The organism is Candidatus Rokuibacteriota bacterium (genome assembly GCA_016188005.1).
GTDB lineage: Bacteria > Methylomirabilota > Methylomirabilia > Rokubacteriales > CSP1-6 > UBA12499.
The window spans coordinates 76,405-97,544 of the sequence record JACPIQ010000068.1; the positions used below are offsets into that span (position 1 = coordinate 76,405).

General features: G+C 71.9%; 19 protein-coding genes and 1 pseudogene. 6 read left to right on the plus strand and 14 right to left on the minus strand.

Annotation, left to right across the window (positions count from 1 at the left end; translation table 11 throughout):
- Positions 1 to 221: 221 nt before the first annotated feature.
- From HYV93_13480 to HYV93_13490, 3 genes are all read right to left on the minus strand, one after another.
- Positions 222 to 1,031: a VWA domain-containing protein gene (locus HYV93_13480; GenBank protein MBI2526981.1), complete on the minus strand. Its 810-nt coding sequence runs from the start codon at positions 1,029 to 1,031 to the stop codon at positions 222 to 224.
- A gap of 156 nt (positions 1,032 to 1,187) precedes the next feature.
- Positions 1,188 to 2,921 carry a glycosyltransferase family 39 protein gene (locus HYV93_13485; GenBank protein MBI2526982.1) on the minus strand — a complete coding sequence of 578 codons (1,734 nt, stop codon included), beginning with the start codon at positions 2,919 to 2,921 and terminating at the stop codon, positions 1,188 to 1,190.
- 42 nt (positions 2,922 to 2,963) lie between these two features.
- Complete coding sequence (locus tag HYV93_13490) at positions 2,964 to 3,695, minus strand: competence/damage-inducible protein A (GenBank protein ID MBI2526983.1); 732 nt, start codon at positions 3,693 to 3,695, stop codon at positions 2,964 to 2,966.
- 76 nt (positions 3,696 to 3,771) lie between these two features.
- Between HYV93_13490 and HYV93_13495 the strand changes: the two genes are divergently transcribed.
- Genes HYV93_13495 through HYV93_13505 form a run of 3 tightly spaced genes read left to right on the plus strand, consistent with a single transcriptional unit; the run spans position 3,772 to position 5,840 of the window.
- Positions 3,772 to 4,590, plus strand: a complete 819-nt coding sequence (locus HYV93_13495) for an SDR family oxidoreductase (protein ID MBI2526984.1) — start codon at positions 3,772 to 3,774, stop codon at positions 4,588 to 4,590.
- A gap of 26 nt (positions 4,591 to 4,616) precedes the next feature.
- Entirely contained in the window at positions 4,617 to 5,396 is a 780-nt protein-coding gene (locus HYV93_13500; protein ID MBI2526985.1) for an undecaprenyl-diphosphate phosphatase, read from the plus strand.
- 12 nt (positions 5,397 to 5,408) lie between these two features.
- Positions 5,409 to 5,840 (plus strand): hypothetical protein, encoded by a 432-nt coding sequence (locus HYV93_13505; GenBank protein ID MBI2526986.1) that lies wholly within the window; start codon positions 5,409 to 5,411, stop codon positions 5,838 to 5,840.
- On the opposite strand, the gene HYV93_13510 is transcribed toward HYV93_13505, so the two are convergent.
- The 4 genes from HYV93_13510 to tldD form a co-directional block, all read right to left on the minus strand.
- A complete protein-coding gene (locus HYV93_13510; protein MBI2526987.1) occupies positions 5,807 to 6,562 on the minus strand; it encodes an alpha/beta fold hydrolase in 756 nt (251 codons plus the stop codon). The genes HYV93_13505 and HYV93_13510 overlap by 34 nt on opposite strands.
- Before the next feature lie 22 nt (positions 6,563 to 6,584).
- The gene (locus HYV93_13515) at positions 6,585 to 7,427 is read right to left on the minus strand and encodes a TatD family hydrolase (protein MBI2526988.1); all 843 of its coding nucleotides are present in this window, start codon (positions 7,425 to 7,427) and stop codon (positions 6,585 to 6,587) included.
- Positions 7,428 to 7,669: 242 nt separating this feature from the next.
- Complete coding sequence (locus tag HYV93_13520) at positions 7,670 to 9,007, minus strand: TldD/PmbA family protein (GenBank protein ID MBI2526989.1); 1,338 nt, start codon at positions 9,005 to 9,007, stop codon at positions 7,670 to 7,672.
- Positions 9,007 to 10,440, minus strand: coding sequence for a metalloprotease TldD (gene tldD, locus HYV93_13525; protein MBI2526990.1), 1,434 nt, complete (start codon positions 10,438 to 10,440; stop codon positions 9,007 to 9,009). The genes HYV93_13520 and tldD overlap by 1 nt, the downstream gene beginning before the upstream one ends.
- Positions 10,441 to 10,743: 303 nt before the next feature.
- On the opposite strand from tldD, the gene HYV93_13530 reads away from it, so the two are divergent.
- A complete protein-coding gene (locus HYV93_13530; GenBank protein ID MBI2526991.1) occupies positions 10,744 to 12,150 on the plus strand; it encodes a CPBP family intramembrane metalloprotease in 1,407 nt (468 codons plus the stop codon).
- A 29-nt stretch (positions 12,151 to 12,179) separates the two neighbouring features.
- Here HYV93_13530 and HYV93_13535 read toward each other — a convergent pair whose 3' ends face one another.
- The 7 genes and pseudogenes from HYV93_13535 to HYV93_13565 form a co-directional block, all read right to left on the minus strand.
- Positions 12,180 to 13,514 carry an amidohydrolase gene (locus tag HYV93_13535; GenBank protein MBI2526992.1) on the minus strand — a complete coding sequence of 445 codons (1,335 nt, stop codon included), beginning with the start codon at positions 13,512 to 13,514 and terminating at the stop codon, positions 12,180 to 12,182.
- Positions 13,515 to 13,531: 17 nt separating this feature from the next.
- Positions 13,532 to 14,665, minus strand: coding sequence for a glycine oxidase ThiO (gene thiO / locus HYV93_13540; protein MBI2526993.1), 1,134 nt, complete (start codon positions 14,663 to 14,665; stop codon positions 13,532 to 13,534).
- Positions 14,665 to 15,282 carry a thiamine phosphate synthase gene (gene thiE, locus HYV93_13545; protein MBI2526994.1) on the minus strand — a complete coding sequence of 206 codons (618 nt, stop codon included), beginning with the start codon at positions 15,280 to 15,282 and terminating at the stop codon, positions 14,665 to 14,667. The genes thiO and thiE overlap by 1 nt, the downstream gene beginning before the upstream one ends.
- Positions 15,283 to 15,336: 54 nt before the next feature.
- Positions 15,337 to 16,122, minus strand: coding sequence for a thiazole synthase (locus tag HYV93_13550; GenBank protein MBI2526995.1), 786 nt, complete (start codon positions 16,120 to 16,122; stop codon positions 15,337 to 15,339).
- Between the two features lie 123 nt (positions 16,123 to 16,245).
- Positions 16,246 to 16,446, minus strand: coding sequence for a sulfur carrier protein ThiS (gene thiS / locus HYV93_13555; protein ID MBI2526996.1), 201 nt, complete (start codon positions 16,444 to 16,446; stop codon positions 16,246 to 16,248).
- 15 nt (positions 16,447 to 16,461) lie between these two features.
- A pseudogene (locus HYV93_13560) lies at positions 16,462 to 18,470 on the minus strand (thioredoxin domain-containing protein).
- Between the two features lie 95 nt (positions 18,471 to 18,565).
- Positions 18,566 to 19,633: an aminomethyl transferase family protein gene (locus HYV93_13565; protein ID MBI2526997.1), complete on the minus strand. Its 1,068-nt coding sequence runs from the start codon at positions 19,631 to 19,633 to the stop codon at positions 18,566 to 18,568.
- Here HYV93_13565 and HYV93_13570 point away from each other — a divergent pair.
- Together HYV93_13570 and HYV93_13575 are read left to right on the plus strand one after the other, a co-directional pair.
- Positions 19,601 to 20,407: an A/G-specific adenine glycosylase gene (locus HYV93_13570; GenBank protein MBI2526998.1), complete on the plus strand. Its 807-nt coding sequence runs from the start codon at positions 19,601 to 19,603 to the stop codon at positions 20,405 to 20,407. The genes HYV93_13565 and HYV93_13570 overlap by 33 nt on opposite strands.
- Positions 20,394 to 21,140, plus strand: a complete 747-nt coding sequence (locus HYV93_13575) for an SDR family oxidoreductase (GenBank protein MBI2526999.1) — start codon at positions 20,394 to 20,396, stop codon at positions 21,138 to 21,140. Before HYV93_13570 ends, HYV93_13575 begins: the two co-directional genes overlap by 14 nt.

The following is a 21,140-nucleotide window of genomic DNA, read 5'->3' on the forward strand; positions in this document are numbered from 1 at the left end:
GCCGGGCGCTGCGCCCACGGCCAGGATATCATCCGGCCCCGCGACGGCATGAACCACTTTGCCTTCGGCGCCCGCCGGTCAGGCGGCGGGGAAGCCCGGCCCTAAGCGCGTCCCGGATCGCGGTCGCTCGCTCGAACCGGGCAGCCACGGCTCCCCGAAAAAGGTGAACGGCGGCCTGGGCAGCCGCCGTTCACTGTCTCACAGCCTCGACAGTTGCTGCTTCAGGCTCGGCGACGCATGATGCCCAGAACCAGGAGCCCCAGCCCCATCAGGATCACCGCGGCGGGCCCAGGTACGCTGCCGCCGCCTTCCTCGATGATCTCCGCCACCTTCGTGGTCGTGAAATTGGTGAAGAACGGACCGGGATCGCTACGGAAGTCAAGGATGTTGAACGCAAGCCCGCCATTGGCCAGGGCCAGGGCGGCATAGTAGCCGAGGTCGTCATCGCCAGGATTGCGGATGACGTTGATCAGCTCGTTCGCCGCGGTTGCGGCCAGGTCCGCAGCCAGCGCGGGACGATTGCCAGCCACGTCGTCGTTCTCGTCAGTGATCAGGATGATGTTCCTGACCGTGGTGGCGCGGAAGCTGGCGCCGAGAGCGACCTGGATCGCCGCCGAGCCGTCCTCGGTACCGCCGCCGGTGGCGCCGAGCAGGCTGAACGGGCTGCCCGGCGCGGTGAAGGTGGCGAAATCGGTGATGTCCTGAATCAGCGATGCCGCGCCGCCGAAGCGCACGGCCGCATAGCGGGCGTCGATGCCATTGCTGGTCATGACCGTGTCGAACTCGAGGATCCGCGCCTTGACCTCCGCGATGTCACCGCCCATCGAGCCGGAGGTATCGATGACCCACACGACGTCGGCGAGGATGGCTGCCTGGGCGACGCCACCGGCAAGCAAAACGGCCAGGGTCACGGCGACGGAGACGGCGAATCGAGACGCTCTCACTCTCATGGCATCCTCCCGAGAAGCCGGATTCGAAGGCGACACACCCAATTGCTTCTTCCACTTTTTCTTGCTCTGAAAGAATTGCATGACGCAGGCCATCACATGACGAACCCCACATATCAACAAGTTACGAATATCGCCCTCAAGCACCACGCGAGGCATGTAAAGAACGCCGACACTCCGCTCTCGAGGCGGACAGCTCCGTGCGTGCCCCGGGGCGCTTACACCTCTTCGGGGCGGCCGTCAGGGCCGGTTGGAGTACAGCCAGCGACCGCCTGCCTCGACCAGGCGGTGGACCTCGGCCGGAGGTAGCTCGCGCACGGCACTCCGCTCCGGGCTCACGGCCGAAAGGAGGAAGACTCGCTGCCCCCCCCGCCACGCCTGGGCCAGCCGCGAGGCGTCCCAGAAGAGCTCCCACGCCTCCGGGAAGGTCGCGCCAAAGGCGAGGGTGGACTGCAGCCCGTTGACGATCTTGACGGGACGCCCCAGGGCCAGGAGCCACGAGGCGCTGTTCTCCAGGGCCCCCTCATGGGCGAGCACATCCGAGGGGCCCGCCCGCAGCGCGATCGCCTCGGTCATGATGCGGACCGAGCGGCTCCTGGCGAAGAGCGCGAAGCCCTCGACGGTGACGGGCAGGAAGGCGATCATGGCGGCCAGCAGCGCGCCCAACCCGACCATCGGGCGCCGCAGGGCGAGGCCCCCCAGAGCACCGACGCCCCCCAGCCCGAAGATCAGCGCCAGGGAGCCGAAGACCGGCCGGAGCCGCTCGAGGGATATGAAGGGCATCTCTTGCCCGCCCCGGGCGGCCATGTTCCGGGCCGCCAGGTCCACCGTGAGCGGCGCGCCGCCGGGAAGCGCCAGCCACCCCTGCCAGGCCAGGGCTGAGGCGGCGGCCAGCGCCAGGAGCAGGACCGCCCCCGGGAGCAGCAGGATCCGCGGCGCCGGCGCTCCCGGCGCTCCGTCCAGAACGTCCTCCCAGAGCTTCGCCACGAGGAGGGCCATGGCCGGGAAGGCCGGGAGCCCGTAGTGGGGCAGCTTGAACGGCGACAGCGCGAAGAAGCCGAGGACCACGACCGTCCAGAGCGCCAGCAGAAGCCACGGCCGCGCGCGGACATCGTCCTTCGGATCGCGCAGGCCCCGCCACAGCGCCCACGGCAGCGCGAGGCTCCACGGGAAGAACCCGGCGGCCGTCACCCCCAGGAACTCCAGCGCCGAGAGCGGCACGTCCTCGTCGGGGAAGACGCGCCGGCGCGCGAAGTTGAGGAGGGGATTGTCCACGACCGTGTACCAGAGGAATCCGCGGTTGGCCCACTCCACGAGCACGTACCACGGCACGGCAACGGCCAGGAAGAGCGCCACGCCGGCCCAGGGCACGAAGCGTCCGCGCACGTGGTGGTCGCGGACCAGCAGCAGGAACAGCCCGATGACGGCCACAGGGCCGATGGCCCCCAGGACATCCTTGGCGAGGATCGTCAACCCGAGGCTCGCGTAACAGACGAGCAGCGCCGCCCTGCCGCCCCGCGCATAGACCTCGATGAAGGCGGCGAAGACCACCATGATCAGGAAGACGAAGAGCAGGTCCGGCTTGACCAGCCGCGCGAAGAGGAAGAGCTCGAGGTTGGCCGCCACCACGAGCCCTGCCACGAGCCCGAGCCGCGTGGAGCCCAGTCGCATGCCGAGCCAGGCCGTGACGACGGCGACGCCGATGGCCGGCAGGGCCGACGGCAGGCGGGCCGCGCCCTCGCTGAGGCCCAGCGCGGAGAACACCCCCGCCATGAGCCAGTAGAGGAGCGCGGGCTTGTCGAAGTAGCGCACGCCATTGACGTGGGGAGTGATCCACTCCCCGGAGCGGAGCATGTCGCGGGCGATGGCGGCGTGGAACCCCTCGGGCGGGTCCACGAAGGGCGCGCTCCCGAGGCCGCCCAGGAACAGGGCGGCGGCGACCAGGGCGACACCGAGCAGGACGTGCTTGCTCATCGGCGTGACGGGGGGCGCGCAGAAGGGGAGCGGCCGGGATCCTCAGCGCTGGACGCGGACGACGGCGTCCGACGGCAGCTCGCCGAGCAGCTCCGCGACGGCGCGCTCCATCAGCTCGCGGTTCTTGGACTCGAGCGTCACCTTGACCTTGTACTCCGGGTTCGAGAACTCCGGGTAGGAGCCGAGCATCAGGTCCGGGTGCCGTCGCAGCAGGTCGTTGAGGTAGTCGGCCAGGGTGCCCTCGCCCATGTTGACGAAGACGGCGGTGAGGAAGAAGGGCGGCTCGCGGAAGCGCTCCTTCAGCGCCTCGAACTTCTGGCGGAAGATTTCCGGGACCCCGGGCAAGATGTAGATGTTCCGGATGCCGATGGCCGGGAACCTCAGCCGGTCTCCTGCCTCGAGTTCCGCGCCCTGGGGCACCTCGGCCATCTTGAGCCTCGCGTCAGTGAGCCGGTCCTGGTAGAAGCCGCGCAGGAGCTCCACCAGACGCGGATCGCGGACGACAGGCACGCCCACGGCCCGGGCCACCCCCTCGATGGTCACGTCGTCGTGCGTCGGCCCCACGCCGCCCGAGGTGAAGACCACGTCGAAGGCCCGGCTCTGCGCGGTGACCTCGGCGGCGATGAGATCCGCCTCGTCGGGGATGACGGAGATCCTGCGGACCGTCACGCCGAGCGCCCGCAGCTCACGGCAGAGGTACGACGCGTTCACGTCCGCCACCTTGCCGGAGAGGAGCTCGTTGCCGATGAGGACGATGCCGGCGGTCTTCGCCATGGCGATCCATCCTAGCACGGGCGCGCGCGGGCGCAGTAGGCCCTCCCGCGGAGAAGATGGTAAAATGGCCGCCGCGATGACCGACGAGGCCACCCGCATCTCCCTCCGCGGCTGGGCGCTGATCCTGGGCGCCTCCTCCGGGTTCGGCGCGGCCACGAGCCTGGCCCTGGCGCGCGCGGGCCTCGACATCTTCGGCGTGCACCTGGACCGCAGGAGCACTCTGGGCAACGTCGAGCGCATCGTGGGAGAGATCCGCGCGCTGGGCCGCGAGGCTCTCTTCTTCAACGCCAACGCGGCGGATGAGGAGAAACGGGCGGAGGTCGCCGCCACCATGGAGGGGGTTCTCAGGGAGCGCGGCCAGCTGGCCCAGCTCCGCGTCATGCTCCACTCCCTGGCCTTCGGCACGCTCAAGCTCTTCATCACCGACCCCATGAAGGAGGCCGTCACCAAGTCGCAGATGGACATGACGCTGGATGTGATGGCCCACAGCCTCATCTACTGGGCGCAGGAGATCGTGGGACGCGGCCTCATGGCCGACGGCGGCCGGATCTTCGCCATGACCTCTTCCGGTGGCACCCGCGTCCTGCCCTTCTACGGCCCTGTGTCCGCGGCCAAGGCCGCGCTCGAGTCCAACATCCGCCAGCTCGCGGCGGAGCTGGCCCCCCGCGGCATCACCGCCAATTCCATCCGCGCGGGCGTGACGGCCACGCCCGCCGCCAGGAAGATCCCGAACTACGAGCAGTTTTCCCAGCGGGCCGTCGCCCGGAACCCGCACCGCCGGATGACCACGACGGAGGATGTCGCGCGCGCCATCGTGGTGCTGTCCCACCCGGACACGTACTGGATCACGGGGAACGTCATCGGCGTCGACGGTGGCGAAGAGATCACCGGCTAGGTGCCGTTCCCAGGCCCCGGCCGGCCATGACCTACCTCCAGAGCGCGGTGCTGGGGATCGTCCAGGGGCTCACCGAGTTCCTGCCTGTCTCCTCCTCGGGCCACCTCATCCTGGTCCCGCTCCTGCTCGGCTGGCAGGACGAGGGGCTCGCCTTCGACGCGGCCATCCACCTCGGCACGCTCCTGGCGCTGCTGGCCTACTTCCGGCGGGATCTCGCGCAGATGGCGCTGGGGACCGATCGGCGGCTGGCCGTGCTGCTCGCCGCCGCCACCGTCCCGGCGGGGGTGGCCGGTCTCCTCCTGGGCCGAGCCATCGAGACGCGGCTCCGCAGTCCCATGGTGGTCGCCGTGTCCCTCATCGCGTGGGCAGTCGTCATGTGGATCGCCGACCGTCGGGCCTCGCGGCGCGGGCAGGTCGCCGGCGCGCCGGCACAGGTCGGGTGGCTGCCGGGAATGGCCGTCGGCTTCGCGCAGGCGGTGGCGCTGATCCCCGGAACCTCGCGCTCCGGCATCACCATCACGGCCGGGCTCTTCGCGGGCATGAGCCGGGTCACCTCCGCGCGATTCGCCTTCCTGCTCAGCATCCCCATCACCGCGGCGGCGGGCGGCTACAGCGCGCTCAAGCTCGTCAAGCGGGGGCTCGATCCGACGCTCCTGGGCCCCCTCGGCATGGGGGTCCTCGCGTCTTTCCTCGCGGGGCTGGCAGCCGTCTGGTTCCTCGTCAACTTCCTGCAGCGCCGCTCGCTCCTGCCCTTCGTCATCTACCGCTGCGCCCTGGGCATCCTGATTCTGTGGGTGTTCCTCTGAGAGCCCGGTCCGGTGCAGACCGCCGTCGTGCTCCACAAGGAAGGATTCGACGGACCCGCCGGTCTCGGTGAGCTCTACGGACGGGCGGCGCGGCTGGCGGCGCTCGAGGCGCAACATCGCGCCGCCGTCGAGGCCGCAGTCGCCGACTATCGGGCCCAGGCTGCCGTGCGGGGCTACGCTGCGGCGGTGCCCGACGGCCGCCACCTCATGGAAGCACGCCTGCAGGCCGCCCAGGCCCGTTACGAGCTGGCGATGAGGGCCTTACAGGCGATCCAGGCGGAGGCGCAGTCCATGCCCCCCGTCACGGCGGAGCTGGCGCGGGCGGTGAGCGAGATCACGGCGGCACTCACGGGGCACGTCTCGATCGAGGCATCCCCCTGGGGGCCGCAGATCAGGGCGGCGCTGGAGGCCTACGAGCCGCAGGCGGCGGCGCCGCCGAGGTAGCGAAGCAGCCACTGGCGGCTGCGCTCGAGGGCCTGGAGCCGGTGCGCCGGCTCCGACAGCCGGTGGTCGGCGCCCTCGATCAGGCACAGCTCCCTCGGCGGCCGGGCCCGCTCCAGGAGCGCGCGGCCATGGGCCGCAGGCACGACCTCGTCGCTGCCGCCCTGGATGACGAGGAGGCGCTCCACGCCCGCCGGGGCCTCGGCGTGGCGGCCGGCGCGCACCTCGGCGATGAGGGCCGGGCCAGGCCCGGGCGCCGCGGTTCCCCCTTGCGCCGCCAGATCGTGGAGGCTCGCGGGGGCATTCCACGTGACGACAGCGCGCGCCGTCTGCTGCCTCGCCGCCACCCAGAGCGCGACGAAGCCGCCGAGGCTCGAGCCGAGGAGCCCGAAGCGACCGTTCAGGCCCGGATGGCGCCTCAGATGGCCGAGCACGGCCTCGAGGTCGGCGATGCGCGTGGCGATCGTCGCATCCTGGTAGGCGCCGCCCGACTCGCCGCTGCCGCGGAAGTCGAAGCGCGCCACCGCCAGGCCCGCGGCCGGCAGCTCCCGCCTCAGCAGAAGGTACTTGTCGCTGTCCTTGGAGGCGCCCATCCCGTGGCAGGCCACGACGCAAGGGCTCTGCCCTGCGGGCCGCATGCGGTGGAGCACGCCGACCACCTCCGCGCCCCCCACGCTGAGGGTGAAGCGCTCGGCCGTCACTCCCGCGGCCAAGCCCAGCTCCACGCAGAGAAATCCCCCACGCCGCTCAAGCGGGTCCAGATGCGAGGGGCGGCGGAGGCGACGAGCGACAGAGCCAGCGCAGCGAACGGGCCCTTCTCAGCGGCGGCCTAGGCCCAGATGAGGTCGAAGAGCTGGCAGGTATTGACGGAGAGCCGGTACATGGTGTCCTCGACGGGCAGTCGCTTGATCTTGGCCACCTCCTCGGCCACGCGCGAGGCGAGCCAGGGCCCGGAGGCGATGGTCTCGAACTCCTCTCCACGAGCAGCGAGTCCAGCGGCACCCACTCCACCAGCTCGCGGTCGCGCTGCCGGTAGACCACCTCCGGCGTCACCGAGACGAGGTACCCCGCGTCCAGGATGGCACGCGTCACCTCGCGGGGGGCCTTGTGCCAGTGGAACACCGCGCGCTCCACCCCCGCGGCCTTGAGCGCCTCGAGCGCGCCCACCGCGGCGCCGTGCGGGGCGTGCACCACCGCCGGCAGGTCGAATCGCGTGGCGAGGGCGAGCAGCCGCCCCAGCCGTGCCCGTCCCCGTGCCATGAGTGAGGCGGCGTCCGCGGCCCTGACCAGGTTGTACCAGGGGAGCCCCACCTCCCCCAGCGCCACGAGCCTGGAATGGTTCGCGATCACCTGCGCCTCGACCCTGGCCAGATCCTCGTCGGTGAGATGGGCCCATTCCGGGTGGAAGCCCAGCGCGGGCCACACCGCCTTGCCGTTGGCCGAGACGGTCTCCAGCGTGCGCTCGTTGCTCCGCGGGTCGCAGCCCACGGCCACGACTCCCCACACGTCGGACTCGAGCGCGCGGGACAGGGCCGTCCGGACGTCGGAGAAGGCGGCGTCATGCAGATGGCAGTGGCTGTCGACGATCATTTGGGTTCAACATGCCTTGCGGCATGTTGACCGTGGGCCAGATGGTCGCGGCACCCCCCGAGGACACCCATCGGACTGCGCGCCCCATGCCTTGCGGCATGTTGACCGTGGGCCAGATGGTCGCGGCACCCCCCGAGGACACCCATCGGACTGCGCGCCCCATGCCTTGCGGCATGTTGACCGTGGGCCAGATGGTCGCGGCACCCCCCGAGGACACCCATGGGCCGGCTCCCCTCCCTCTCCTACGAGCCCGCCACCACCATGCGGCCGATGAGGAGCGTCGGCGACGCGGTGCGGTCGCGGAACACGAGGTCATTGCCCACACCCTCCACGGCGTGGAACATGTCCACCAGATTGCCGGCGATCGTGATCTCCTCCACCGGATAGGTGATCTCCCCGTTCTCGATCCAGAGCCCGACGGCGCCGCGGGAGTAGTCGCCCGTGACGCCGTTGACGCCGAAACCGATGAGCTCGGTGACATAGAGCCCGCTTCGCACGCTCCGGATGAGCGCCTCCGGGCTCGCCGCCCCGGCAGCGAGATAGAGGTTGGTGGTGGATACCGAGACACCGCTGCCGTCGCGCGCGGCGTGATGGGTCGAGGCCAGGCCGAGCTTGCGGCCGGTGTAGGTGTCCAGCAGGTAGGAGGCGAGCACGCCCCTGTCCACGACGACGGTGCGCCGCACCGGGAGCCCTTCTCCGTCGAAGGGACGGGAGCCGAGCGCTCTCGGCCGCGTCCCGTCGTCCACGACGGTCACCGACGGGGCGGCCACGGCCTGCCCCAGCCGGTTCACGAGGAAGGAGGCGCCGCGGTAGAGCGCGGGCCCGGAGGCCGCGCCGGCCAGGTGGCGGACGAGGCTCGCCGCCGTTTCCCGGTCGAAGATCACCGGCACCTCGGCGGTCTTCACCGGGCGGGCCCCCAGTCGGCGGAGGGCCCTGCCGGCGGCTGTCCGGCCGATCTCCTCCGGCGCGTCCAGCGCAGCGCGTTTGCGCGCGACGTGATACCAGGAGTCGCGCTGCATCTCCCCGCCGCTCGAGGCCACCGGGGCCACCGACAGGCTGAAGGAGGAGGCCCCGTACTCTCCAGCGAAACCGTGGCTCGTCGCATAGGCATAGCGCGCCCGGTGATCCGCGAAGTCACCGCCCTCCGAGTTCGTGATCCGCGGGTCGGCCTCCAGCGCCGCCTGCTCCGCGCGGCGGGCCAGATCGATCTTCTCCTCGGGCGAGAGATCGTGCCCGGTCGGATCGGCGAGGTCGAGATCGGGCAGCGGGGCGCGCGCGAGCTCGGCGGCATCGGGGAGCCCCGCCAGCTCATCCGGGCTCGTGATCCGCGCCAGCGACACCGCCTCCTCCACCAGTCCCGCGACGGAGCCGCGGCTCAGGTCCGACGTGGAGGCGGCGGCCACCGACTGCCCCACGAACACCCGGAGCGCCAGGCGCCGCTCGCGGGCATGCTGGACCGTCTCCACCTGGCCGAGGCGGACCTGGGCGGAGAAGGACTGCTCCTCGACCACGAAGGCGTCGGCCGCAGAGGCCCCCTTCGCCGTCGCGCGGCCGAGGAGGTCAACGAGGAGATCGAGCATCAGACGTGGGTTCCGCCGACCGTCATCCCGTCGATCCGGATCGTGGGCAGCCCCACGCCCACCGGCACCGACTGCCCGTCCTTGCCACAGGTGCCCACGCCCTCGTCCAGCGCGAGGTCGCGCCCCACGCGGGAGACCCGCGTCAGCGCCTCGGGCCCATTGCCGATGAGCGTGGCGCCCTTGACCGGCGCCGTGACGCGACCCTGCTCGATCAGGTAGGCCTCGCTGGCCGAGAAGACGAACTTCCCGCTCGTGATGTCCACCTGCCCGCCGCCGAAGTTCACGGCGTAGAGTCCGCGCGGGACGGAGCGGATGATCTCCTCGGGGTCGTCCTGGCCCGCCAGCATGAAGGTGTTGGTCATGCGCGGCATGGGCGGATGCGCGAAGGACTCGCGGCGGCCGTTGCCGGTGGGCTGCATCCCCATGAGGCGCGCGTTCAGGAGATCCTGCATGTAGCCGACGAGGACCCCCTTGTCGATGAGGACATTGCGCCCCGTCGCGGTGCCCTCGTCGTCCACGTTGAGCGAGCCACGCCGATAGGCCATGGTCCCGTCGTCCACCACGGTCACGAGCTCGGAGGCGACCTTCTGACCGAGGCGACCGGAGAACGCCGAGGTCCCCTTCCGGTTGAAGTCACCCTCGAGGCCGTGCCCCACGGCCTCGTGGAGCAGGATCCCCGGCCAGCCCGGGCCCAGCACCACGGTGAGCGTGCCTGCCGGGGCGTCCACCGCCGCCAGCTTGAGCACCGCCTGGCGGGCCGCCTCCGTCGCGAAGCGCCGCCAGCGCTCGCCTTCCAGGAAGAAGTCGAACGGGACCCGTCCCCCGCCGCCGAAGGTGCCGATCTCGCGCCTTCCGTCGTCCTCCGCGATCACGGTGACGTTGAGCCGGGTGAGCGGCCGCACGTCTCCCACGGTGAACCCCGACGGCATCGCCATCAGGACCACGACCTCCTCGCTGCCCAGGCTCGCGATGACCTGGCGCACGCGCGGGTCCCAGGCGCGGGCCGCGGCATCCACGTTGCGCAGCAGCTCGAGCTTGCGGCCCAGTTCGGCGGCGATGGGCGGCTCGGCGAGGCTGTAGAGGTCGTGTGGCTGGCGGTGGCCGACCGGGACGACGGCCGAGGCCCGCGCATTCGCCGCGATGGCCCGGGCCTGGCGTGTGGCCTCTTCGAGGGTGGAGAGCGAGATCTCGTCGGTGTGGGCGTAGCCGGTCCGCTCTCCGGACTGGGCGCGGACCCCGGCCCCCTGGCTCACATGCCTCGCGGCCTTCTTGACGGCCCCTTCTTCCAGGGTGACCTCCTCGGAAACCCGATACTCGAGGTAGAGGTCAGCGTGGTCGACCCCGCCGGCCAGACTCGAGCCTAGCAGCCGGTCCATGGCGGACGGCGTCAGTCCGAACCTGTCCTCGAAGAATCTCTCTGGATGCGCCAGCATTTCCGTTTCCGCGGGACTCCTGGAAGGACTTCATGCTACCACCGGGATTCTTGCAGACTCCCAATTTATTGCGGCGCTCTGGCTCACTCCGCCGAGCCGTCCCTGTCGATCAGCCGACGCCTGGCCAATCACGCACTTGAGTCACCCTCGCTCAGTCACGCCTTCATGATCGGCCCTGCCCACGCCGGGAGCCGCGAGCGCCCCCGCCGAGACCGACGCCGAGACCGGGAAGACCGGCCGAACCCCGGAGAGGGGCACTGCGCCGCCCGAGGTCGGCGCGGCCCGGTGCTATACTGCCGCCCGATGGGTCAGCCGGGACTCGAGCTCGCTGACGACGCTCGGCCCCCGGGGCCCGCGGCGCCGTACTTCTCTGGCTGGCACACGCTCCTCTGCTCGGTCCTGGTCAGCGTTCTCGTCGTGATCTACGCCTGGCCCTGGCCCGCCTTCCCGCTCCTTCAGCTCGACCATCCCGAGGAATCCCTCGAGCGCCTCGTGTCGAGCGAGATGGACCTCCGTGCCGCGCTGGAGGGCGCGCCTGCCTGGGGGCGCGCCCTCTACGCCCTGGCGGCAGGACCTGGCGAGCCCGTGGAGGAATCCATCGTGTGGTACGAGGAGCTTACCGACACACTGGACGCTCCCCGCGCCGAGATCTATCGCCAGATCCTCCTGGCCGAGGCGGGGCGGTTGCCGGCGGCGGACCCGACCCTTGCCTCCGCGGCGTGGATGAGGGCGGCCCACGGACAGGAGCCGCCGGAGGCCGACGTCGGGCGCGCGGTGATCGCGGAGATCCGCGAGCGCCTGCCGGAGAACTGGTTCGCCGACAGGCTCGTGGCGCGCGTGGCTTCGAGGATCGGCGACGGCGCTATCCAGGCGCAGGCCGAGTCGGCCATCGCCAAGCGCGGCGCTGCTCTGCTCCGTCGCTTCCTGCTGCTCGCGGTGGGTCAGGCGCTCCTGCTGGCGCTGGGCCTGGCAGCCCTCGCCCGGCTCGCCACCCGCCGTCCGGCAGCCGCCATCGGCGAGGCGCCGCTGCCTCCCCGGTGGCCGGTGCGCGACGGCTACGCCCTCTTCGTCCGCGGCGCTCTCGGCCTGCTCGGAGTGGGCGTGGTTGCCAGCCTCCTCCTGCCCGACGGGAGCCCGGCCCTTCGGCTGGCCGGCTTCGCTGCGGGCCTCCCCATGCTCTGGTGGGCCTGGCACTACCTCAGGGCCGCGGGAGGCAGTGCCGCCACTGCCTTCGGGCTCCGGCTGACGCCGGGCGGCGGAGGGCATCTCGTCACGGTGACCTGCGCGCTGATCGGGCTGGGGATCGCGGGCGATCTCGGCATCGCCGGCGCCGCGGGAGCGCTGGGCCTCCGCACGCACTGGGCCGATGGATTTCCCGAGGAGATCCTCTGGGATCCCCCCTGGCTCGTCGCCGCCGGCGCCCTCGACGGAGGGGTGTGGACGCCGATCGTCGAGGAGATCGCCTTCCGCGGTGTGCTCTTCGGCACGCTGCGGAGCGCCGCGGGAGTGATGCCGGCCGTGGTGGCCAGCGCCGCCATCTTTGCCGCGGCGCATGGCTACGGCCCCGCGGGCTTCGCCTCGGCGCTCTGGAGCGGGATCCTCTGGGCGGCGGCCTACGAGCGGACCAGGAGTCTCGTGCCGGGCCTGCTGGCGCACGGAGTGAACAACGTGACGGTGACCGTCACCTACCTGTGGCTCTACCGAGTCTGATCCCCCTGGCCCGCCGCAATCCCAATCCGTCAACGCGCCCCGTCGAAGAGCTCCGTGCGCGCCACGCTGCGCTGGAAGGCCAGGTATTCCTCCTTGGTCATGCGCGGCTTGAAGCCCGCCAGGATCTCGCGGGCGGCCTCCGCTTCGCCCCAGAGGAGATCCACGGCCATCAGCGCCAGCTGCTTGGCGGGCTCCACGTAGGCCAGGCGCTGATCCGCGATGGCGTAGTCGGCCCCATGCCCGCTCCCTGTGGCCCCGCCCATGTACGGGTGCAGGGCCGGCATCACATGCGAGATGTCCCCCATGTCGGTCGACCCGCTACGGTGGCCGGCCTCCGTCACCTGGTGGGCCCCGAGCAGCGCGCTGGCGTTGGCCACGAAGTGTCTCGCCATGCCCGCGTGGTTGAAGAGCGGCAGGTAGCCCGGCAGCGTCTCGATCTCCACCTGTGCCCCCAGCGCCAGCGCCCCTGCCCGTAGCGCGCGGTCCACGCGACGGTTGGCATCCAGGATGGCCTCCACGGTCTTCCCGCGCACGTACGTCTCGATGCGCACCTCGGCCGGGATCACGTTCACCTGGCTGCCGCCATGCGTGATGATCGGGTGGACGCGGATCGAGTCCTCGTCCCTGAAGGTCTCGCGGATGGCGTTGATGGCCGCCAGGCCGATCTGCGCCGCGTAGAGCGCGTTGATCCCGTTCTGCGGCGCGCTGCCGGCATGCGCGGCGCGCCCGAGGTAGCGCACGGTCTTGACGATGCAGCCGTTGTTGGAGGCCGCCACGCCCGCCCTCCTCATCTCCGGCTGCGAGGTGGTGTGGATCATCATGGCGAGGTCCACGTCGTCGAAGTGCCCGAGGCGGAGCAGCTCGGGCTTGCCGCCCAGAAACTCCAGGCGGCCCGCGCGCGCCTGTCCGACCCGCCACTCCACGTCTCCGTACTCCTCGGCGGGCACGGCGAAGAACACCACGCGCCCGGCCAGGTGATCGAAGGCGCGGGCGTCGACGAGCCCCATGGCGGCGCCGAGCAGCCCCGCCACCTGGGCATTGTGCCCGCAGGCATGCGCAGCCCCGGTCCCGGGGTCGGCCACGGGGTGCCCGGCCACCACGAGGCCGTCGAGCTCTCCCAGCAGCGCCAGCGTCGGCCCGCCCCTGGCCCCCCGCCGCTCGGCCCTCACCCCGGTCAGCGCCAGTCCCCCGCGTGGCGAGAGGCCGATCTCCTGCAGCGTCTCTTCCACGAGGCGCGCCGTCTTGACCTCCTTGAAGCCGAGCTCGGGGTGATGCCGAATGGTCTCGCCCGCGCCGATGATCTGCTCCGCCCGGCGGTCGACGGCATCGCAGACGCTTCGCTTGACATCCTCACGGCTCGGCATGGTGGCTCCTCTCCGCGCTATCGGCCGGGGTGAAAGAAGCGGTCGGGGAGGAACGGCAAGAGCAGGGCCGGCACCCGCCCCGTGAGCACGCACTCGCTCACGAGCTGCGCCGTGATGGGCGCCAGCAAGATGCCGTTCCGGAAATGGGCGGTGGCGACGAAGAGCCCCTCCACGCCGGGCCAGGGGCCGAGAATCGGCAGGCTGTCCGGCGCCCAGGGACGGAAGCCGCACCACGACCTCAGCAGCGGGCGCTCGCCGGCGGCCGGAACCAGCGCCACGGCCTCGTCGATGAGGTGCTCCAGGGCCTCGTCGGTGACCTCCCGGGCGAAGCCCACGTGCTCCACCGTGGCGCCCACGAGGCACTCGCCCGACGGGCGGGGGGCAAGGTACACGCTCCGGCCGTGGACGGCATGCCCCAGGAGCGCGGGCGAGTTCGACACCGAGAGGATCTGGCCGCGCACGGGCGTCACGGGCAGGGCGTCGCCCGGCGAGCCCGGGCCCCGCGGGAGCGAGAGCTGGCCCGACCAGGCCCCGGCCGCCAGCAGCACCGCGTCGGCGCCGAGCCGGGCGCCCCCCGCGACGACCCCGCGGGCGCGGCTCCCCTCCACCAGGATCTCGCTCACCTCGATGCCGCTCCGGATCACGACGCCGCCGGCCGCGGCCGCCTGGGCATAGGCCGCGATGAGGCGCTCGTTGTTCACCCAGTGATCGCCCCCGACGAGGAGGGCCGCCTCGATGCCGGCGTCGAGCGCCGGCTCCCGCTCGCGCACGGCGGCGCCCTCGAGCAGCTCGACGTCGAACTCCCGCGCCACGGGCCATGTGGTCCGGTCGCGCGCGGCCTCCACCTCGGCATCACCCACCAGCGGATACAGCGTGCCCGCGGTCATGTGCTCGACGTCCATCCCGGTGGCGCCCTGGAGCTCGGCCACCACGGCCGGATAGAGCCGCCAGCTCTCCACCGCGAGCCTCTGGAAGGGCCCCGGCTCCCGTGACTCGCCGAGGGGGGCCAGCAGACCGGCCGCGGCCCCCGAGGCCTCACTGCCCGGCGTGTCCCGCTCAAGCACGGTGACGCGGCAGCCCCCCTTGGCGAGCATGTAGGCCGTGGCGCAGCCGATGATGCCGCCGCCCACGACGAGGACCGAGGGCGGCATCAGACGCGCCCCAGCACGTCCAGGAAGGCTTCCGTCGCCTCAGCTGGACGCTCGGCGGCGAGGATGGCGGAGATGACCGCAACGCCGGCGGCGCCGGCCCGAAGCGCCTCACGGGCCCGGACGGGCGTGATCCCGCCGATGGCCAGCACCGGCACCGTGGAGCCGGCGGCCACGGTGGAGAGCGCCGCCAGCCCCTGGGGCGGCCCATAGGGGCGCTTGGACGGGGTGTCCCACACCGGCCCGAACACGAGGAAGTCGGCCCCCTCCCTGGCGGCCTCCCGCGCCTCGTCCAGGCCGTGCACCGAGGCCCCCATCAGGAAACCGGAGGGGGCGATGGCGCGCAGCGCTGCAACGGACAGCGAGTCATGGGTGCGCTGGACACCATCGGCTCCGATCGTCAGCGCCACGTCGGCGCGATCATTGATCAGGAGCCGCGCGCCGTGCCGCCGCGTGGACTCGCGCAACGGCCGCGCGAGCTCGAGCAGGTCGCGCACCGGAAGGTCCTTCTCGCGCAGCTGCACCGCGCGAAGCCCCGCCCCCAGGCACTCCTCCACCACCTCCAGCAGCGGTTCCCGGCACTGGCGCCGGTCGGTGACGAGGTACAGCGCGAACTCCATCAGCGCGGGCCATTCACGAGCGCGGGCCGGCGATCGGGTTCATGCACGACGCGCTTAGCTGGTGCTCCAGTCTGGCACGCCCTCGATGGGAGAGGAGGCCGTGGCGTAGAGCTTCTTGCCGATGCGGCCTGCCTTGAAGGCCAGGCGCCCGGCCTCGACCGCGAGTTTCATGGCCGTGGCCATGGCGACAGGATCCTTGGCCGAGGCGATGGCGGTGTTCATCAGGACGCCGGCGCAGCCGAGCTCCATGGCGATGGCCGCGTCCGACGCCGTGCCGACGCCGGCGTCCACGATCACCGGCAGCGTCACCGCCTCCAGGATGAGCTTGATGTTGTACGGATTGCGGATGCCGAGGCCCGAGCCGATGGGGGCGCCCAGCGGCATCACCGCGACCGCCCCTGCATCCTCGAGCTTCTTGCAGGTGACGGGGTCGTCGTTGGCATACGGCAGCACGCTGAAGCCGTCGCGGGCCAGCGTGCGTGTCGCCTCCAGGAGCCCCTCCACGTCCGGGAAGAGCGTGCGCGAGTCGCCGATCACCTCGAGCTTCACGAGCGTGCCGAGCCCGGCCTCGCGGGCGAGATAGCAGGTCCGGATGGCCTCGTCGGCCGTATAGCAGCCCGCCGTGTTGGGCAGGAGCGTGTAGCGCTTGGTGTCGATGTAGTCCAGCAGCGACTCTCCCTGCCCCGGCAGGTTCACGCGCCGGACGGCGACGGTGACGATCTCCGCGCCCGAGGCCTCCAGGGCCTCCCGCATGTTCTCGAATGAGGTGTACTTGCCGGTGCCGACGATGAGCCGCGACTTGAACTCCTTGCCGCCCAGCCAGAGCGATGTGTCATGCATGACTGTCTCCTGTTCACGCGGGACGGGCACCCGGGCTCTCGCCCGCCCATCCCCGCCGGGCTCCCCCGCTCGATCAGCCCTGCGCGTTTCGACACACGCGATCAGCCGCCCTTCGATCGCAGGTCAGCCGCCGCCCATGGGACGGACGATCTCGACCTTGTCGCCATCGCGCAGCGCCGTGTCACCGTACACCGTCTTGGCGAGGACCTCTCGGTTCAGTGCCACGGCCGTGTACTCGCGGCGGATCCGCAGATGCTCCAGCAGCCCCTCGACGGTGAGGCCATCGGACAGCTCCATCGGCTGACCGTTCACCGTGACTCGCATGCGGCGGCGCTTGGATTATACCGTGCCCTCGAGCCGTCGGGCCAGGTCGGCGGGGTCGGTGGTCGGCGCTTCGCACACGTAACGACGACAGAGGTACGCGGTGGGCCTGCCTTCCACGCTGCCGCGCTGCGAGAGGAGCGGGAGCCCCTCGAGGCCCTCTGTCCCGTCGGCCGCGCCGGCCACGACGCGGTTGGGCAGGTAGCACCCGAAGACGGCCTCGAGCAGCGGCCCCGCCACCCGGCCTCCGCCGCCGGGCGGCCAGCGGAGCGCGACCTCGGCCACGGGCCCCAGGTGAAAGTCCAGCGCCGAGAGATAGCGGCCGAACCCCGCGGGATGACGCGCCATGAGCTCCCCCAGGGGACGCAGCGCCTGGAGCGCCTGCCGCTCGTAGCGCTCTTCGCCGAAATGGAGCGCCAGGCGCAAGAGCCACTCGATGGCCGTGGAGGAGCCGGAGGGCACGGCGTTGTCGAAGAGGTTCCGCGGCCGCACCACGAGGGCCTCGTGGTCACTGCCGGTGTCGAAGAAGGTCTCGCGGCCGGCGTCCCAGAAGAGGGCGAGCGCCGCCTCGGCCAGCCGCCGCGACTCGTCGAGCCAGGGCCTGTCGAAGGTGGCCTCGTACACCGCGAGCAGGCCGAGCCCCACCATGGCGTAGTCCTCGAGATAGCCGCGGAGCCGGGCCTCCCCGTTCCGCCACGAGCGGAGCAGCCGCTCGCCGTCCCGCATCGCCGTCGTCAGGAACGCGGCCGTGCGCACGGCGGCCGCCACGTAGTCGGCACGCCCCAGCGCCCGCCCCGCCTCGGCGAAGGCGGCCAGCGCGAGGCCATTCCACGAGGCGAGCACCTTGTCGTCGAGTCCGGGGTGGACGCGGCACTCCCTCACCGCGTACAGCCGCCGACGCGCGGCGCCCACGAGGGCGGCCAGACGCTCGGGCGTCACGCCGAGCCCCGAGGCCACCTCGGCAGGCTCGCGGGGCACGAAGAGGATGCTGCGCCCCTCGAAGTTGGGGCCGTCGTCCACGCCCCAGTAGGCGCAGGCCGCCCGCGCCGTCTCGGCGTCGGGGAGCGCCGCGCGGATCTCCTCCGGAGTCCAGACGAAGAACTTCCCTTCCACCCCTTCGGAGTCGGCGTCCTGCGCCGAGAAGCACCCGCCGGCGGGGTGCGCCATCTCGCGCAGGAGATAATCGAGCGTCTCCTCCGTGACCCGGCGGTACTCGGGATCGCCCGTGGCGAGCCAGCCGTGGAGATAGAGGGAGGCGAGCTGGGCGTTGTCGTAGAGCATCTTCTCGAAGTGCGGGACGAGCCAGCGGGCGTCCACCGAGTAGCGGTGGAAGCCACCGCCGATCTGGTCGTACATCCCGCCGCGGGCCATGGCCGTGAGGGTGCGCGTCACCATCTCGAGCGCCCGCGGGTTCCGCGTCCGCCGCCAGAAGCGCAGCACGGACTCCCAGATCATGGGCTGGGGGAACTTCGGCGCCTGGCCGAGTCCCCCGTGCCGCTCGTCGAAGTCGCGCGAGAGGCCCTGGTAGGCGTCGAGCAGGATGTCGTCAGTGAGGAGGCTCGCGGACTGGCGCAGGCGCTCGCCCTGACGCATCTGCTCGATGAGCTGCTGGCCCGTGGCGACCACCTCGTTGCGGCGGTCGCGATAGGCCTCCGCCACGCCCTCGAGCACCCGCGGGAAGGCGGGCATGCCGTGACGGTCCTCGGGCGGAAAATAGGTCCCGCCGTAGAACGGCACGCCCTCGGGGGTGAGGAACACGGTCATGGGCCAGCCGCCGCGCCCCGTCATGGACTGCACGGCCTGCATGTAGATCTGATCCACGTCCGGCCGCTCCTCGCGGTCCACCTTGACGTTGACGAAGAGCTCGCGGAGTAGCCCACCGAGAGCAGGATGGGCCTGTCCTCGCGCCGCGCCCGCTCGAGAGCCTCCGCGCCCCAGGGATACCAGTCCACCGGGTTGTGGGCGTGCTGGAGCAGATAGGGGCTCGTCTCGCGGCTCAGCCGATTGGTGTGCGCGGGCTCGCTCACCGACGGTCTCCGCTGCTGCCTGGCGACCTACGGTCGATACGGGAATGCGGTCCCGGCGGGGCTCGGAGGCCGGGCGTGGCGCGATTCCACCAGAGTCATTGGACGAAGGGGAGCGCGGCCACTCGGGCGGGCAGCTGCGCGTCGCCGGCCGCGACCGTCAGGGCGGTGCCCGGGTCCAGGTGCTCGCGCCGCACGTACCCGAGCGCGATGGGCGTCCCGAGCGCGAGCGACCGCACCGCCGAGGTGACGCGGCCGATCTCCGTCCCGTCGACGAGGATCCGGGCCCCGTGCGCCGGCACGCGCTCACCCTCGAGGATGAGCCCCGCGAGCGCGCGGTTGACATGGCCCCGATACTTCACCCGGGCGACCACCTCCTGGCCGATGTAACAACCCTTGGTGTAGGACACGAGGTGCTCGAGGCGCGTCTCGGGCAGGATCACGGTCTCGTCCACGTCATGCCCGTAGAGCGGGATGCCCGCCTCCACCCGGAGTACTTCCCAGGCCTCCACCCCCACGGGCCGGGCGCCGGCCGCGACGAGCGTCTCCCAGAGCGCGGCGCCGGCCGCGGCCGCCGTCCAGCACTGGAAGCCGGCGGGGGCCCCCTCGGCCCTGTGAATGATGCGCGCGGCCGTCTCGCCGAGCGTCACCTCGGCATGAGCGTATGGGGCGAGGGTGAGGGCGCCGCCTGCCAGCCGCTCGAGCAACGCTCCCGCCCCCGGGCCCTGGAGCGAGAGCACGCTGAAGGCCTCGTCCGCCGGCTCGAGGGAGGCCTTCTCCGAGATCAGGAAGTGGTCGATGACCTGGAGCGTCTTCTCCGTGCTCCCCGGCGGCAGTTCCAGCAGCAACCGGTCCTCGAGGGCGTAGACGGAGAGGAGTGACATGACCTTGCCGTGGGCGTCGAGGAGGGCCGCCGGACACCCCTGCCCTGGCTTCAGCCCCTTGATGTCGTTGCTGAGCATCCCGTGCAGGAAGGCCGCCCGGTCGCGCCCCGTGACGGCGGCCTTGCCCACCGGCGAGCGGTCGGCGAGCCCGGCGCCCTCGCGCACGGCGCGGTACTCGAGCGCCGGATCGCCGTAATGGGCCGGCAGGAGCCAGCCGCAGCTCTCCCGCATGACGGCGCCGTGGCGCGCATGGGTCTCGGCGAGCGGCAGCGTGGTCGGCACGCCCTCATTCTTGACGCGCCTCCGGGGGATGTCAACTTGCAGGGCCCGCACGACTCGGTCACACTAGGCGGCGTGCGCACGCCACCCCGGCCGGATCCGGACGTCCGCCGCCGCTTCCAGCGCCGGCTGCTCGACTGGTACCGCCGGCATCGCCGGGACCTTCCCTGGCGCCGGACCGACGATCCCTATCACATCCTGGTCTCCGAGATCATGCTCCAGCAGACCCAGGTCGAGCGCGTGGTCCCGAAGTACCGCGAGTTCCTCCGGCGCTATCCGACGCTCACGCGGCTGGCCCGGGCGCGTCCCGCCGCCGTGAGGCGGACCTGGTACCCGCTCGGCTACAATGTCCGGCCAGTCCATCTCCAGGGGATCGCGCGCGAGTCCGTGGCCCGCTACGGCGGCCGCCTCCCCGACGACGGCGTCGCGCTACGCGCCATGCGCGGCATTGGCCGCTACACCGCGGGCGCCATCCTCTCCTTCGCCTTCGGCCGGGACGCCGCGGTCGTGGACACCAATGTACGGCGAGTCCTCGGCCGGATCTTCCTCGGCCCCCGGCGCCTGCGCCGGCTGCGGGGCGATCGCGCTCTCTGGCACCTCGCCGAGGCGCTCCTGCCCCCGGGGCGGGCGTATGACTGGAACCAGGCCCTGATGGACTTCGGGGCCACCTGGTGCACGCCGCGCGCGCCGCGGTGCCCGCGCTGTACGATGAGAGGCTTCTGCGCGAGCTACCCGCAGGACGGCGTGCCCAAGGGGAGAGGCCATGGGATCCCTTGAGGGGAAGGTGGCGCTGGTGGCGGGTGGCGGCACGGGCGTCGGGCGGGCGACGGCGGAGCACTTCGCGGCGGAGGGCGCGAGGGTCGTGGTCTTCGGGCGCAGGCCCGAGCCCCTCGCGCAGACGGTCGAGGCCATCGTCGCGGCCGGCGGCACCGCCACGGCCGTGGCGGGAGACGCGGCGAGCGAGGAGGATGCCCGACGGCTGGTCGCGGCGGCCGAGCGCGAGTACCATGCCGCGGACATCCTCGTCAACTGCGCCGCCGTGCGCCTGCGCGCCCCGCTCGTCGAGATCAGCGCCGCCGACTTCGCCGAGGTGCTGAGGATCAACCTGGTCGGCGCCTTCGTCCTCACCAAGGCCGTCGTCCCCGCGATGCGGCGCCGCAGGGGGGGCAGCATCGTCCACCTCGGCTCGGCGCTGGGGACCGTGGCGGCGCCGGACTTCTCCCCCTACGTGGCCTCCAAGGGCGGTCTCCACCTCTTCGCACGCGCCGCCGCAGTGGAGCTGGTGCAGGACGAGATCCGCGTCAACGTCGTGGCCCCGGGCACCATCGACACCCCCATCGGCCAGGGCGTCCCGGAGTTCCGCCGCCATCTCCTCAAGCACCGCATCCCCATCGGGCGGGCCGGCCACATGGGCGACATCGCTGCGGCCTGCCTCTACCTCGCCTCGGATGCCTCGCGGTACGTCACCGGTGCCATCCTCGCCGTGGACGGAGGCTGGACCGCCTCGTAG